Below are 15,634 nucleotides of genomic sequence, written 5' to 3' on the forward strand. Positions count from 1 at the left end.
AAGATGTTAAAACAAATTATACCTTTAGGGGTCGCTATTGCATTGGTAGGTTGTGGTTCTTCATCAGACAGTGACAGTTCAGAATCTGTTGCAGTGAGTGAAGTTTCAACATCTTCTTCTGTAAATTTTTATGTATCTAATTGGCAATCACCACAGGGAACGCTTAATGTTTTAGATAGTGATGGGGTGGTGAAAGAATCAATTGAAGTCGAAAACATCAATACTGCGAGTATAAATGTAACTCCACTTACTTTTAATAGCTTTGAGTTTATACCTAGTGATACAACGCTACCTTGCCCACGCTTTACCGGTTGCGGCAGAACAGTTCGTGGTGATGCAAATGACTTAAACGCGAACCGTTTAATCGACTATCAAGAATTAACAGCCGTTACTCTTAATTACAAAGCAGCTGCTTTTAGTGCTCCTGGTGTAAATACGGTTTATTTATCGCCATTGAGTAAAGCAATTACTGACGAAGGTTTTGGTGCTACACAGGCTAGTTTATCAGCCACGCCTTTTTATCATTTAACGCACAGTAATTTAAATGCAAGTGTTGAAGCAGAAATGGTTACTAACGCATTTACTTACGCGGCAATTTTAGCTGGTGTTGCTGATAGTACGTTTAGCGTTGTAAGTGCTTTTAATGCATTTACTAACTTGGAGACTGACCAGCAAGCGTGGCAAGATTACAGCGATTTAGCAGTGCAGTATGTTACAGATAACTTATTTAGCGACCAAGGTAATGCTTTGCTGAAAAATGTCGCTGGTCAAGTTAAGCAAACCATTGCGAGCGTAACTACATTCACAAATTGGCAGGCTCGTTCAGCAGAAATACAAAGCTTAGATTCAAGAGAGTTACTTGTTGATACGCGAAATATAATAGGTGTTGCAAGACTTCAAGAAAAAGCTTACTCAGATGAATTAGACGCAAAATTTACTGAGCTTGAAGGTGCATTTGATGAAGACACACAAAGAACTTTTAGTGCGCTTACTAATGCTTTAAATGAAGTTATTACAAACTATTCTCCACTTGCAGAAGGCTCTACGCCAGCAGGACAATATAAGCTTCGTGATTTGGATATCATTTATAGCCAATCACCTTATACATGGGCTATTACTGGCACATATGATGATTTACCTATAGCAATTGATTTATCAATCCCAACATTTAGGGTAAGTGGTGTACTGGGAGATAAAATTGAAGGTGTAATGAGTGCAACTGTCACAAATGGCGCTACGGTATTAAGTGTTGATGTGAGTGAGCTGGTGATTCAATTTGATGGTATAGATGCTCAAAGTGAATTAAACCCAGAAGCTGATACAGGTATAGCGCAGATCACGACCAATGTAATTATCAATAAAGCAGCGGGTAAACTAGAAGGTGACTTATCATTAAACTTAAATCGTTTTGTTAATTCACTAGGTGAGGAGTCAACTACGTTATCTACCTTTGATTTTAATGGTAATTACGTAAGCGGCATTCAAAACACTGCATTTCATATCACAGCAGTAGAGGCTTCGCCTTTTATTGGCGAAGACAATGATGATTTAGCCTTTACTTTTGAATTAGATTTTCCATTGAGTGGTGCAAGCGATTTTAAATTTGCATACGTAGGTGATGTTGAAAATTTATCTGAACTTACTTCTACAGATATATTTGTTAGTGTAAAAAATAGGGCGTTGGATTTACGTATTCGTGATGTTAGTGGCAATATTAACCTCATTGCGAAAGGCGAAAATGGCCGTTGGTTAGATGTAAAACAAAAGGGCCGTAATTACAGTGGCGGTTTATATTTTGGTGATACTAAAATAGCTGACGTTACTGCCGTTCGTGGCATCCCCGGGGTTTTATTTTCAAATGGCGATTTTGAATCGTTGTTCTAATTAATTGACTTAAATATTAGACATAAAAGCCCAACATTAGTTGGTTTTTTATGTCTATATTAAGTATTTATAACAACTCAATACTTACCGTTGCACCTTTTTCGATATTGCCGCTTTGTGCTGGCACTACAATTAAGCAGTTAGCTTTACTAAGCGACGAAAGTACACCCGAGCCCTGTTTATTAAACGGGGCAACCACCAAGTCACCTTGCTCGTTAGTTGTTGCAGTACCTCGCTGAAAATCGGCTCTGCCAGGGCGCTTTTTAATAACGGATGTAGTAACCGCGTTAAAGCGCATTTTAGGGTTTACTTCACCAAGACCCGACAGCTTTTGCAGTGCAGGCTCTACTAACTGATTAAACGTAACAGCAGCCGACACAGGGTTACCTGGCAAGCCAAAAAAGTAACTGTTACTTAATTTACCAAAGGCAAAAGGTTTGCCTGGTTTCATGGCTATTTTCCAAAAGTGAATATTGCCAATTTCGTTGAGCACTTCTTTTGTAAAGTCGGCTTCACCAACGGATACACCGCCTGAGCTTATTACGGCATCGGCAAGTTCGTTCGCTTTTAAAAATGCATTAGTAATGAGTTCTTTGTCATCAGGGATAATTCCTAAATCAAGCACGTCTATATTTTTTTGTTGCAGCGCACTAATAATAACAGCGCGGTTGCTCTCAAAAATAGCGCCTTGCTCAAGAGGCTGACCAGGTTCTATTAGCTCATCGCCTGTAGAAAGCACGGCTATTTTTAAAGTTCTCACCACGTCTATATTGGCAATCCCTAAAGATGCAAGTAACCCCACATCAACGGCTTTTAGTTTATCGCCTGCTTTTAAAATAACATCGTCGATTGCTATATCTTCGCCAGCAAAACGCACGTTTTCATTTAGCTCTGGTTGCGCAGTAAACGTAATTTTATCGCCATCAACCGAGGCGTTTTCTTGCATTACAACGCCGTTAGCGCCAGCTGCAATGGCGGCGCCGGTCATTATTCTTACGCATTGACCAGGGGTAAGTGTTCCTTCAAAAACTTGCCCCGCAAACACGCTACCTACTTGTGTATAGGTTAAGCTTTTATCTGAAATACATAGCGCATAGCCATCCATTGCGGAGTTATCATGAGCTGGTACGTTTATAGTTGATTTAACATCGCTTGCTAAAACGCGATCAACGCTTTGCATTATAGTGATGGTTTCAACGTCTTTAACTGGCGTTATTGAGCCAAGTATATTTTGTATTGCAGTTTCAATTGGCAATAAACCGGGTGCATTGCAAACATCGTTCATATATATTGCTTACTTAAATCATTTTATTTTGAAACAATACTTATAATGTCAAAGCTTTACAATACATGGTTGGGTTATTTTTTGTGTGTAGCATGCATACTGTCGTGCAGCGTAAACGCAAAAGAAACGCTGCAAGTAGCCGTAGCGAGTAATTTTAAAACTGTATTGCAAACCCTACTAAAAAAATCCCCATTACCTAATGTTGACGTGAAAATATCAGCAGCTTCTAGCGGTGTTTTATATTCGCAAATAGTGCATGGCGCGCCATTTGATGTGTTTTTATCAGCTGACGATTTTCGCCCGCAATCGCTTATTAAAGAAGGCTATGCCGAGCAAAGCAGTTTAATCACTTACGCGTTAGGCGAACTTGCTTTGTGGCAACCAAAAGCTGAAAAAGTAAATGATAAAGTAGCTATTGCTAATCCGCGTTTTTCACCATACGGGCGTGCCTCAGAGCACTACGCGAATAACCATTTTAAAAAGCCAGTAAATTATGTGTACGGGAATAATATTACGCATGCGTTTCAGTTTGTGCAAAGTGGTAATGTAGGAGTAGGGCTGGTGGCTGTTTCATCGCTAAAGGCGGCTTACAGTAACACGCAAGATCAAAAATATTTAGATTACACCGTGCTGCCTACCAATCAATATCCCGATATAATTCAACAAGGTGTTATTATTAGCTCGACTAAAAAGCATGCTAGCGCTAAGCAACTTATGCAATTTTTAATGGCAGAAGCTACGCAGCAGCAGTTAATTGAATTAGGTTACAGAATAAAGGACAACAATGCTTCAAAGTGATTTAACCGCGCTGTGGTTAACTATAAAACTTGCCTTTATAACCGCAGTGCTCCTTCTTGTTTTTTGTATTCCGGTGGCTTACAAGCTTGCTGGCTATAACGGTAAATTTAAACCATTTTTAGAGGCATTAATTGCAATGCCTTTAGTGCTGCCGCCTACGTTGTTAGGGTTTTACTTACTTGTTTTGTTTTCGCCTGATCACGCTTTTGGGCAGTTTTGGTTTTGGCTAACGGGTACTCAGCTTGCGTTTAGTTTTCAGGGCGTGGTTATTGGCTCGCTTTTTTATTCGCTGCCTTTTGTAATGCAGCCGCTTGTGGCTGGGTTTAAACATATTAATCAAACTTATAACGAAGCTGCCATTGCGCTTGGATTAAGCCCGTTTAAACGCTTTGTGTATTTAACTATTCCTCTTTTAAAACCCAGTATTGGAAGCGCATTTGCTTTAGGCTTTGCGCACACATTGGGTGAGTTTGGTTTGGTGTTAATGATTGGCGGTAATATTCAGGGGCAAACACAGGTGGTGTCTATAGCGCTTTATGACCATGTTGAATCGTTAAATTATACGGCGGCGCATCAGCTTTCACTTATTTTACTGGCTATTTCGTTTGCCTGTTTAGTGCTGTTATTTAAGTTTAATAAAAGCATAGTAGGGGTTAAGCAATAACATGATTAAGCTAAGCCTTTGTAAAGCAATCAATAATTTTGATTTAGATATAAACCTTGATCTTGAGTCGTTTAATGTACTCGGTGTTTACGGGCCTTCAGGTTCGGGTAAGTCAACATTGCTACGTTGTATTAGTGGTTTAGAGCCTGCAAAAAGTGTTCATATAAACAATCAGCCAGTACATGAGCTGCCAAGCGATAAACGCGGTATTACGCTTCAACTGCAATCGTGCCCGTTGTTTCCTCATTTAGATGTAGCAGGTAATTTAGCGTTTACACAAAAACACTGCGGGAATAAACAAACCAGCTTAACGCTTCAATACGTTGTAAAAACACTTGAATTACAAGACTTACTAAACCGTGATGTACAAAGCTTATCGGGTGGCGAGCGCCAACGTGTAGTATTTGCGCGAACTTTGCTTGCCGGTCAAAAATTTATAATGCTTGATGAGCCTTTTAGCGCGCTTGATTGGTCACTGCGTTTTAAAATACTCACTAAGCTTAATGAGATTGCTGTTAAGTTTAATATTAAATTTATAATAGTAAGTCACTCATTAAAAGAGTTGCTATTTTGCTGCGATACCCTTGTTCAGCTTGATAAAGGGAAGGTGATAAACCAAGGTGCAAGTTCGCATGTTGCAAAAGCTATTTATGCAGGCGATAGGCAAACACCGCTGAGCTTAATTAATTACGATGTGGTTAAATTTGATGAAGACTACGGGTTATATCAACTGCAATTACAGCAAAGTGAGCAGCCGCTTTTTGTGCTTCCTGCACTTGTAGATAGCAGTAATAAGCTAATTATAGAAAGTGAGCAAATGTCGTTTAGTGCGTTAAAGCCTGAACAAACAACGCACAGCAATGTTTTAAGGTCGGTATTAACTCAGGCTGAGCTTATTAATAATAAGTGGCAGTTAACGCTCAATGTAGATGGGCAGACTTTGTATTGCTTGGCTTCAAGACGAGTGTGGGACAAAAACGACTTTAAAGTGGGCGATGTGCTTTATACAACAATCAGTGATCTAGAATAACTAAATGCTGCACACCGCACATTGACTATTTTTAGCTATTTTAAAACGATTAAACTCCATGCTTAAACCATCCACCAGCAATAAGTGCTCGCTTAAGCCACTTGGCAAACCAGCAAGTATTTTTAGCGCTTCAGTTGCCTGAATACTGCCTATTAGCCCCACAATAGGAGAAAGTACGCCGGATTCGGAGCAACTTTGTGTTTGTTCACTAAAAAATTGCGATAAACAACCATAACAATGGCTGTATTCATCCATAGTAAAACACGCGACTTGTCCTTCCATGCGTATTGCAGAGCCTGACACTAGCGGAACTTTAGCTTTAAAACAGGCGCTATTAAGTGCATTACGTGTTGCTAGGTTATCTGAGCAATCAATCACTATATCAATGTTATTAAATAGCTGTTCTGTAGAGGTATTTACATCAAAAAATGCCTCAATGGTGTTTATATCTATTTCACTATTAAGTGCGTTAAGCTGTTTTTTTGCAGCACTGCATTTTGAGCTACCAATATCACTTTCTTTATACAGTATTTGCCTTTGTAGGTTGGTCACGTCTATTTCATCGTTATCAATTAAGGTGAGCGTGCCAACGCCTGATGCCGCTAAATATTGACTTACCGCACATCCAAGCCCACCCACACCAACAATTAATGCATGCGATTGCCATAGCTTCTCTTGTCCGTCTATATCGAGCTGCGGCAGCATAATGTGCCGAGAATAGCGTAGTTGCTGTTGGTACGTTAACGGTGCTTTTTGCATTTTTAAACATCTCATACTTTTTTTGAACAATACCAATTTGTTAAATCCTAGAGCAAGTAGTAACGCTTTTTATTTGCACTGTAACAGCCCATACCCCTCACTCATATAGTGCAACTATAACGCATTAAAATAATAAATTCATATAACCAATTGAAATATATGGTTTTTAATTAGTGGCTCAGTAATTGCTCTATTGGGTTAACTAAAATTTAACAAAGTTTGGGCTGCTACTCATATAAAAGAGTGGGGCATTTATAAAACAATAATACGTTTACGAGGAAATAAACATGCAACCGAGTTCTGGATTTAACTTAATATCCTTTAAAGGAAAAATGAAAGTATTACATCTAAGTTGGATGGTCTTTTTTGTGTCATTTTTTGTATGGTTTAACCATGCTCCTTTATTAGGTGCAATTGCGGGCTCGCTTGGTATTACCATGGCACAAGTTAAAACATTACTAATTTTAAATGTAGCGTTAACTATTCCTGCCCGTGTTGTGGTGGGTATGCTGACCGATAAATTTGGTCCCCGGATTGTTTATGCGGCGCTACTTATTACCTGTAGTATTCCGTGTTTTATGTTTGCTATGGCAACCACATTTGAACAAGCCGCTATAGCGCGTTTTGCGCTAGGCTTTATTGGTGCTGGTTTTGTTGTGGGCATTCGTATGGTGAGTGAATGGTTTCCTGCTAACGAGCTGGGCATAGCAGAAGGTATTTATGGCGGCTGGGGTAACTTTGGTTCAGCAGCAGCGGCTATGTTATTGCCAATTATTGCACTTATGTTTGGTGGCGAAGATGGTTGGCGTTACGCAGTAGGTTTAACGGGTGTATTAAGCGTTATATTTGGTATTATTTGGTACTTAAATGTAACCGATACACCAAAAGGCGGTACATACTTTAAGCCTAAAAAAGTAGGCGCAATGGAAGTAACCAGTAAAGGCGACTTTGTATTACTTCTTATTATGAAAATCCCTATGTATGGTGCACTAGCATTACTTACTTGGAAGCTTTCACCAACCGGTGCTAACCTAATTTCGGCTAACTTTGTACTTGCCGTGTATGCTTTTTTAGTACTGCTTTATATTTACGAAGTGTATAAAACCTTTGACGTAAATGGTCATATTTTTAAAGAGCCTGTACCTGAGTCTCATCGTTATGAATTTAAGCAAGTGGCTGTTTTAAATATTTTATATTTTACAACCTTTGGTTCTGAACTTGCGGTTGTCTCTATGTTGCCGCTGTTTTTTATGGATGTATTTGCGCTTGATATGGTCTACGCGGGTATTTTAGCCTCTGCTTATGCATTTATGAACTTAGCATCTCGCCCAGGTGGCGGCTGGATTTCAGATAAATTAGGTCGTCGTATTACCCTTATTGTACTTACAACGGGTCTTGCTGTTGGTTATTTTGTAATGGGCTTGGTTGATGCATCTTGGCCTTTATGGCTTGCAGTTGTTGCGGCTATGGCGTGTTCGTTCTTTGTGCAAGCAGGTGAAGGCGCTGTATTTGCCGCAGTACCGCTAATTAAGCGCCGTTTAACTGGGCAAATAGCTGGGATGACAGGTGCTTACGGTAATGTAGGTGCAGTAGTGTACTTAACGGCATTGTCACTTGTTGATTATCAAACTTTCTTTTTCATTATTGCAGGTAGTGCATTACTTGGTCTAGCTGCACTGTTTTTTATGAGAGAACCAGATGGCCATATTACCGAAGTAAATGAAGACGGCACCGTTGAACTTATTTCAGTGACTTAAGGCATTATTGACTATGTTTGATGAAACACTCCACGTTAAAGCGCTAAAAAATGAACTCAACGTTTCATTTGGCGGACACAGCGCAAAAGGCTTAAAAGCAGAAAACCAAGATGCGTTTGCAGCTCTTAATACCAAAGCGCAAGAAAAAGAGTCTAAAGGCGTTATTGCCTGCTTAGCCGATGGCTGTTCATCAGCAAAAAATGCTAAACAAGCGTCTCAACTTTCGGTTACTCATTTTATAAATGAGTATTTAAATACCCCCGAAAGTTGGGCGGTTAAAAAGTCAGTATCGAAGGTGTTAGCAAGTTTAAATCAGTGGCTTTATTCGCAATCGGTTAATTATAATCACCTTGGTCAGCGCCAAGCCGATTGGATGACCACTTTTACAGCGCTTATTTTAAAGTCGGCAACGGGTTATATATTTCACTTAGGTGATACGCGTATTACCCGCTTGCGAGAAAATAAAATAGAGGCAATTACACGGGATCACAAAGTAAACGATACGCTAACGCGTGCGCTTGGCGCACAACTTCATCAAGAAATAGATGTATACGAAGTTGACCTAAAAGCAGACGATATTTATATATTAACCTGCGATGGCGTACACGATGTGCTTCCAAGTAGTGATATAGCTAAATTAATTAACGAGCACACTGATTTAGAAAATGCAGCTAAAGCAATTACCGAACTTGCATTAGCGCGAGGCAGTGACGACAACGTAAGTTGTTTGCTTGTAAAAGTAGAAAATATTGCCGAGCAAAAGTTAGATGAGCTTTATCATTCGCTAACACGACGAAAAATTCCACCTGCGCTTAATGTTGGGCAAAAAATTGATGACTACACGGTTATTCGTAAATTACATGCCAGTAGTCGCTCGCACATTTATTTAGTGCAACAAGCGCCCGATATACCGCCAGTGGTTTTAAAAGCACCTTCGGTTAATTTTGAAGACGATGTGCATTACCTTCAAGGCTTTATAAGAGAAGGCTGGGTAGGGCAACGCATAAACCACCTTAACGTGATGAAAGTACTGAGTACGCAATCGCAAAGTCGTTTTTTGTATCATATTTGTGAATACATGGACGGGCAAACACTCAGTGATTGGAAGCACGACGTGCCGCACCCAGAAATAACCCAAGTACGCAGTATTATTGAACAAATAGTACATGCACTAAGGGCGTTTCAGCGACTCGATATGGTACATCGCGATTTAAAACTCGATAACGTAATGATAGATGCGCACGGAAAAGTAACGCTAATAGATTACGGCACAGTAAGTGTTGCGGCTATGGACGAGTCGGTTAAACAAATTGCGGATGATTGCCCGCAAGGCACTGCCGACTACACCGCACCCGAAACACTTATTACTATGCACGCCGATTTTAAAAGTGATTTGTTTTCACTTGGCGTTATTGCATACGAGTTATTGTGCTCAAAATTGCCTTACAAACCACTGCCACTTAACCACGTAGCGCCAAAAGGTTACAGCCATTGGCATTACACAAGTATTCGTAAATACAGAGCCGATATTCCGTTTTGGTTAGATCAAGCCCTTATGAAAGCGCTTGCCCCTAAACCAGAGCTCAGATACCAAGCCTTTTCTGAGTTTATAAACGATATCAACAAACCTAATCCTTATTTAGAAAGTACCGCTAATAAAAGTTCAATAATGAAACGCGATCCAGTTATGGTGTGGAAATGTATTTCGCTGTGTTTATTTATTGCTTTGGTATGTGTATTAATAATTAAAACTTAGAGAACCAAAATGCTTAACTATAAGAACAACTTACCTATTATTTTTATACTGGGTTGCTTCACTGCGCCTTCAATAAGCCAAGCTTCGCAAACTGATCTTGATTTTAGACTGCGTTTTGAAAGCGTTGATCAAAACAATGCTCTAAAAGATGCAAGCGGCTTAACACTTAGAACCCGCTTAACGCATCAAACAGACGAGGTGAATGGTTTTTCAGCCCTTATTGAAGTAGAAGATACTCGCAGCCTATTGGGCGTAGATGATTACAACAATACGGTGGGGAAAAATACTAATTACTCTGTTATTGCCGACCCAGAAAACACCGAGATAGACCAAGGTTTTGTTAAATATGCCCGCGATGGCCTATCGCTAAAAGTAGGGCGCCAAGTAATAGCCCTTGATGGGCAGCGTTTTGTTGGGCACGTAGGTTGGCGCCAAGACAGGCAAACCTTTGATGCAGCAACCATTAATTACGCACTTAATAACATAGATTTACAGTACAGTTATTTAAATAAGCGTAACCGCATATTTGCTGACGATAAAGACATTAAATCGTCCGATCATCTAATTAATGCAAGCTTTAAAACAGACTACGGTAAAGTGGTTTTATACAGTTACTTATTAAGTGACGATGCACTACAAGACGACAGTTTAGACACTTATGGCGTTTCTTTTAACGGTAATAAAACCCTAAACGACATAAAATTTTATTACAAAGCGGAGTATGCAACGCAGTCTGCGTCAACAAGCGTGAGTGATTTTGATGCCGATTACTATGCACTTGAAGGCGCTGTTGATTTAAATGGTTTGGGTATAAAAACAGTAACATTAAAAGTTGGCATAGAGTCACTTGGCTCTGATAATGGCGATTACGGGTTTGCAACACCGCTTGCCACGTTACATAAATTTAATGGTTGGGCAGATACGTTTTTAAATACACCCGCACAAGGCTTGGACGACACTTACATAAGCTTAAACGGTAAAGCGTTTGACGGAAAATGGCTGGTGGCTTATCACAGTTTTGATGCTAATGAGCAATCAAATGGGGTTGACGATTTGGGTACTGAACTAAACGTACAATACGTTAAACCTATTAATAAACAATATGCAGTAGGTGTTAAATACGCTGATTACTCACCGGGCGATACTGCTGCTAATAAAGTCGATACTCAAAAATTGTGGGTATGGATGAGCGCTAAATTTTAACCCTCACTATCTTCTAAAATCCTCTTGTAATTTATAGCGACACAAGATGGTGCAGTTGCACCATCTTGTGGGGCTTTATGCTTTTCACCTCTGCACCAATGTAGGCAACTTACTGATTTTAAATGCTTATATATTTGGCTTACATATTGCTATAACAATCCTATAACAAATTATTCGATGTTAGCTTTAGTCAATCACTAAAGTAGATATCATTTTAAGGTGAGTAAATGCTAAGCAAGCAGCGTGTTGTAGTGGTAGGAAACGGAATGGTGGGGCACCATTTTGTGCAGCAGCTAGTTTCTCAAAATCAAGCTGATGAGCAATTTGAAATTACGGTACTTAGCGGTGAAGACCGTTTAGCGTATGACCGCGTGCAGCTATCGTCTTTTTTTAAAGGCAAAACCGCAGACGACCTCGCACTTACATGCAATAAAACCTATGACGATTGGCAAGTACGCTTTCATACTCATTCTAAAGTGGTTGATATAAATCGTGATACGCAAACTGTAACGACCGCTAAAGGGGAGTTGTTTGAATACGACAAGCTTGTGCTTGCTACAGGTTCATTCCCATTTGTACCGCCTATACCGGGTAAAGATCGCGAGCATTGCCTTGTTTATCGCACCATTAACGATTTACACGCAATAAAAAACTCAGCCCACGGCAGTAAAGTAGGCGTGGTAATTGGTGGCGGTTTACTGGGGCTTGAAGCTGCAAACGCATTAAAGCAACTGGGTCTGCATACTCACGTAATAGAATTTGCACCGCAACTTATGGGCGTACAAGTTGATGCGGGGGGCGGTCGGTTACTAAAAAACAAAATTACAGACTTGGGCGTTACTGTGCATACATCGGTAGCAACAGAGGAAATAGTAGAAGGTGAAAGTTGTCGTTACAAAATGTGTTTTAAAGGCGGTAAAACCCTTGAAACCGACATGATTGTATTTTCGGCAGGTATTCGCCCTTATGATAATTTGGCACGCGAGTTTAATTTAGAGTTAGGCGAGCGCGGCGGTATTGTAATTAATAACCACTGCCAAACGAGTGATAAAAACATATACGCTATTGGTGAATGTGCACTGTGGAATAATTTTATTTTTGGCTTAGTGGCACCTGGTTACGCCATGGCTAAAATAGCAGTTGGGCATATTTTACAAGATACGCAGCAAGGTACTTTGCAAAGTACTGGCTTAGACAATAAAGCCGATGAATTTAGTGGTGCCGATATGAGCACCAAGCTTAAATTAATGGGTGTTGAAGTGGGTTCTATTGGCGATGCACATGCACGCAGCGAAGGCGCAATAAGCTATTATTTTGAAGATCAACCCAATGGTATTTATAAAAAAATAGTTACCAATTCACAAAGTAATAAGCTGATTGGCGCGGTACTTGTTGGCGATACAAGCGATTACGACAATTTGCTGCAATATCATTTAAACGACATTGAACTTACCACCGCACCCGAAGCGCTCATTATGCCCCTTGCCGGCGAAATAGCAGAGCTAAGCGCCGATGACTTGCCTGATGACGCCATTATTTGCGCTTGTCATAAAGTAACTAAACACACCATTGAACAATCAGTTTCTAACGGCTGCATAGATTTGGCAAGTGTGCAGCAAAGCACCAAAGCCAGTACAGGTTGTGGAGGGTGTGAAAAACTCGTTCAAAACGTAATAAGCAGCGCGCTCGCTAAAGCAAGTAACACTATTAACGTAGTTACCCTTAATGAGCCTGTAAAACAGCCCGCATAAATTAAAGCACACTAACTAAAGCACATTAAAAGAGAGCAGTATGGCAACCGCAAATACGTCACCAACTATAAATAAAACGAGTTTAAAACAAACAACATGTGCTTACTGTGGTGTAGGGTGCGGTGTTGATATTTCACTTTTTAATAATGTGCCAACCAAGCTTGAAGGCATGCGAGAGCATCCCGCAAACTTTGGTCGTTTATGTGTAAAAGGCACGCATTTGCTCGACACAACAGGCAGTGATAATCGCTTAACGTCGCCCCTCATTAATAATAAAGCAGCCACGTGGGATGAAGCAACTGACCACGTTGCCAATAAATTTAACGACATAATACAAAAGCACGGACCCGATGCGGTGGCTTTTTATGTGTCAGGGCAGTTACTTACTGAAGATTACTACATCGCGAATAAATTAATGAAAGGCTACATAGGCTCAGGCAATATTGATACTAATTCACGCCTGTGTATGTCGTCTGCTGTGGCAGGTTATAAACGCGCTTTTGGTGAAGACGTAGTGCCGTGTACCTACGAAGATTTAGAGCAAACTGAGTTACTTATATTAATTGGCTCTAATGCAGCATGGACTCATCCGGTTTTGTATCAGCGAATGGAGCGTGCAAAGCAGCTTAACCCAAATATGAAAGTGGTGGTTATTGATCCGCGTAAAACCGACACAGCTGAGCTTGCCGACACATTTTTAAATATAAAACCAGGCAGTGACGCCGCGCTTTATAACGGCTTGCTTAATTATTTAAATGAGCATAACCACCTCGACACGCAATTTATTGCTCAGCACACAAACGGCTTTGAAAGCGCATTGCAAGAGGCAACAAAATGGAGCTGTGAGGCTGTTAGCGACTTTTGCGATATAGCAATTGAGCAAGTAATTGAGTTTTACGCGCTATTTGCTAACAGCCCAAGCGCGATTAGCTTTTATTCAATGGGTATAAATCAATCAAGCTCGGGTGTAGATAAATGCAACGCCATTATTAATGCACATTTAGCCTCAGGTAAATTACTTAAACCAGGCAGCGGTCCGTTTTCGATTACTGGGCAACCCAATGCGATGGGCGGGCGCGAAGTAGGTGGCTTGGCTAATCAGTTAGCGGCGCATCTAGATATTGAAAACGAAGCGCATCAATCACTTGTACAACGCTTTTGGCTCTCGCCAACTATTGCTAAAAAAGCAGGCAGTAATGCCATTGATATGTTTGATGACATAGCCGCGGGCAAAATAAAAGCAGTGTGGATAATGGCAACAAACCCAATGGTGAGCTTGCCCAACAACGCCGCAATTAAAAAAGCATTAGAGACCTGCGAGATGGTGGTTGTATCTGACTGTATTGCAAAAAGTGATACGTTAAAGTTTGCCAATGTTGCTTTTCCATCAACCGGATGGGGCGAAAAAAACGGCACAGTAACTAACTCAGAGCGAAGAATATCAAGGCAGCGCCCGTTAGTAGCGCCTTATTCGGGAGCTAAAAATGATTGGCAAATTATGTGCGAAGTCGCTAAAAAAATGGGCTTTGAAGGTTTTGATTTTACAGATCCAAGTGGCATTTTTGAAGAATGGGCACAATTAACCGACTTTGAAAATAATGGCAGCCGATTATTAAACCTCTCTGGTTTAGTTGGGCTCACAAAAAGCCAGTACGATAACTTAAAACCCATTATGTGGCCTGTTGTTAAAAACCAGCCTTATAAAAACGGTCAAGTTTTTACAGATAACCAATTTAGCACCGCTGATAAAAAGGCGCGTTTTATACCTATAACGCCGCAACTACCGGTGCAAAAAACATCAAGTGATTATCCGTTTGTAATGAACTCAGGGCGTATACGCGACCAATGGCATACCATGAGCCGCACGGGTAAAAGTACCGCGCTTTCATCGCATATTACACGCCCGTACATTGAAATTAATCCGCTTGATGCCAGTAAATTAGCAATTAAACAAAACGATTTAATAAGTGCGATTGCCCAAACAGGGCAGGTTACCGCGCATGCAAAAGTGACCGATGCCGTGCGAAAAGGTGAATGCTTTATGCCTATTCATTGGAATAAGCAATTTGCGTCATCAGCAACAGTAAGTGGGTTGTATCAATCGGTAGTTGACCCTCTATCGGGTCAGGCTGAGTGTAAACATGGCGCCGTTAATATAGTTAAAGCACCCTTTGTGCAATATATGCAGCTGTTTGCTAAAAACGAACTTGTTATAAACAGTGATTTTTGGCTTAAAGTTAATGCAAGTAATTGCTTTAATTACCAATTAGCGCTTAATGAGCCACAAAGTGATTTACTGTATTACTGCCAAACCTTAACCGGTTTACAAGGGCAGTGGTCGGCTATGAACACGGCAAAAGCCATGCATGTGCAGTGTATTCAAAACGATCAATTAGCGTTTGTTGGTGTTATTTCTAATGAGCAAAAAGAAATATCACTTGAGTGGATAAACCATTTATTTGCAGAGCCATTACTGACCTTTACACAGTTACAGTCTTTGCTTTATGCAACCCCCGATGAAGAATTTACCCAAGGCATGCAAGTGTGTAGCTGCTTTAAAGTAAGAGAGCAGCCAATTATAAACGCCATTAAAAACGGTGCAAACACAGTCGAGCAATTGGGGTATGAACTTAAATGTGGGACGAACTGCGGTTCGTGTAAAACACAATTAAGCCAATTAATTAAGCAACATGCTACGCAAAAAGCGAACAGTATTAATGTTGCGGTTGTAATGTAAAGATAAAAGG

At 40.3% G+C, this 15,634-nt stretch carries 11 protein-coding genes; 9 read left to right on the forward strand and 2 right to left on the reverse strand.

What is annotated here, in order from left to right:
- The first annotated feature begins 3 nt into the window (after positions 1-3).
- The gene (locus tag P4S71_RS16205; RefSeq protein WP_337151006.1) at positions 4-1,884 is read left to right on the forward strand and encodes a hypothetical protein; all 1,881 of its coding nucleotides are present in this window, start codon (positions 4-6) and stop codon (positions 1,882-1,884) included.
- 67 nt (positions 1,885-1,951) lie between these two features.
- Here P4S71_RS16205 and moeA read toward each other — a convergent pair whose 3' ends face one another.
- Positions 1,952-3,169, reverse strand: coding sequence for a molybdopterin molybdotransferase MoeA (gene moeA / locus P4S71_RS16210; RefSeq protein ID WP_337151007.1), 1,218 nt, complete (start codon positions 3,167-3,169; stop codon positions 1,952-1,954).
- Positions 3,170-3,214: 45 nt separating this feature from the next.
- Between moeA and modA the strand changes: the two genes are divergently transcribed.
- The 3 genes from modA to P4S71_RS16225 are packed head-to-tail and all read left to right on the forward strand — an operon-like array spanning position 3,215 to position 5,661.
- Positions 3,215-3,967: a molybdate ABC transporter substrate-binding protein gene (gene modA, locus P4S71_RS16215; protein ID WP_337151008.1), complete on the forward strand. Its 753-nt coding sequence runs from the start codon at positions 3,215-3,217 to the stop codon at positions 3,965-3,967.
- On the forward strand, positions 3,954-4,631 hold the full coding sequence (gene modB / locus P4S71_RS16220; RefSeq protein WP_337151009.1) for a molybdate ABC transporter permease subunit: 678 nt from the start codon (positions 3,954-3,956) through the stop codon (positions 4,629-4,631). Before modA ends, modB begins: the two co-directional genes overlap by 14 nt.
- Position 4,632: 1 nt before the next feature.
- Entirely contained in the window at positions 4,633-5,661 is a 1,029-nt protein-coding gene (locus P4S71_RS16225; protein WP_337151010.1) for an ATP-binding cassette domain-containing protein, read from the forward strand.
- Here P4S71_RS16225 and P4S71_RS16230 read toward each other — a convergent pair whose 3' ends face one another.
- Complete coding sequence (locus tag P4S71_RS16230) at positions 5,662-6,420, reverse strand: HesA/MoeB/ThiF family protein (RefSeq protein ID WP_337151011.1); 759 nt, start codon at positions 6,418-6,420, stop codon at positions 5,662-5,664.
- Between the two features lie 287 nt (positions 6,421-6,707).
- Between P4S71_RS16230 and P4S71_RS16235 the strand changes: the two genes are divergently transcribed.
- The 5 genes from P4S71_RS16235 to P4S71_RS16255 all read left to right on the forward strand — a co-directional run bounded on the left by P4S71_RS16235 (position 6,708) and on the right by P4S71_RS16255 (position 15,624).
- Positions 6,708-8,177 carry a NarK family nitrate/nitrite MFS transporter gene (locus P4S71_RS16235; RefSeq protein ID WP_024595623.1) on the forward strand — a complete coding sequence of 490 codons (1,470 nt, stop codon included), beginning with the start codon at positions 6,708-6,710 and terminating at the stop codon, positions 8,175-8,177.
- Between the two features lie 13 nt (positions 8,178-8,190).
- Positions 8,191-9,933, forward strand: a complete 1,743-nt coding sequence (locus tag P4S71_RS16240) for a bifunctional protein-serine/threonine kinase/phosphatase (RefSeq protein ID WP_337151013.1) — start codon at positions 8,191-8,193, stop codon at positions 9,931-9,933.
- 9 nt (positions 9,934-9,942) lie between these two features.
- The gene (locus tag P4S71_RS16245; RefSeq protein ID WP_337151014.1) at positions 9,943-11,136 is read left to right on the forward strand and encodes an alginate export family protein; all 1,194 of its coding nucleotides are present in this window, start codon (positions 9,943-9,945) and stop codon (positions 11,134-11,136) included.
- Positions 11,137-11,363: 227 nt separating this feature from the next.
- Positions 11,364-12,887: an FAD-dependent oxidoreductase gene (locus tag P4S71_RS16250; protein WP_337151015.1), complete on the forward strand. Its 1,524-nt coding sequence runs from the start codon at positions 11,364-11,366 to the stop codon at positions 12,885-12,887.
- A 40-nt stretch (positions 12,888-12,927) separates the two neighbouring features.
- On the forward strand, positions 12,928-15,624 hold the full coding sequence (locus tag P4S71_RS16255; protein WP_337151016.1) for a nitrate reductase: 2,697 nt from the start codon (positions 12,928-12,930) through the stop codon (positions 15,622-15,624).
- Positions 15,625-15,634 lie beyond the last annotated feature (10 nt).

This window comes from Pseudoalteromonas sp. B62, assembly GCF_037162565.1.
Taxonomy (GTDB): domain Bacteria; phylum Pseudomonadota; class Gammaproteobacteria; order Enterobacterales; family Alteromonadaceae; genus Pseudoalteromonas; species Pseudoalteromonas fuliginea.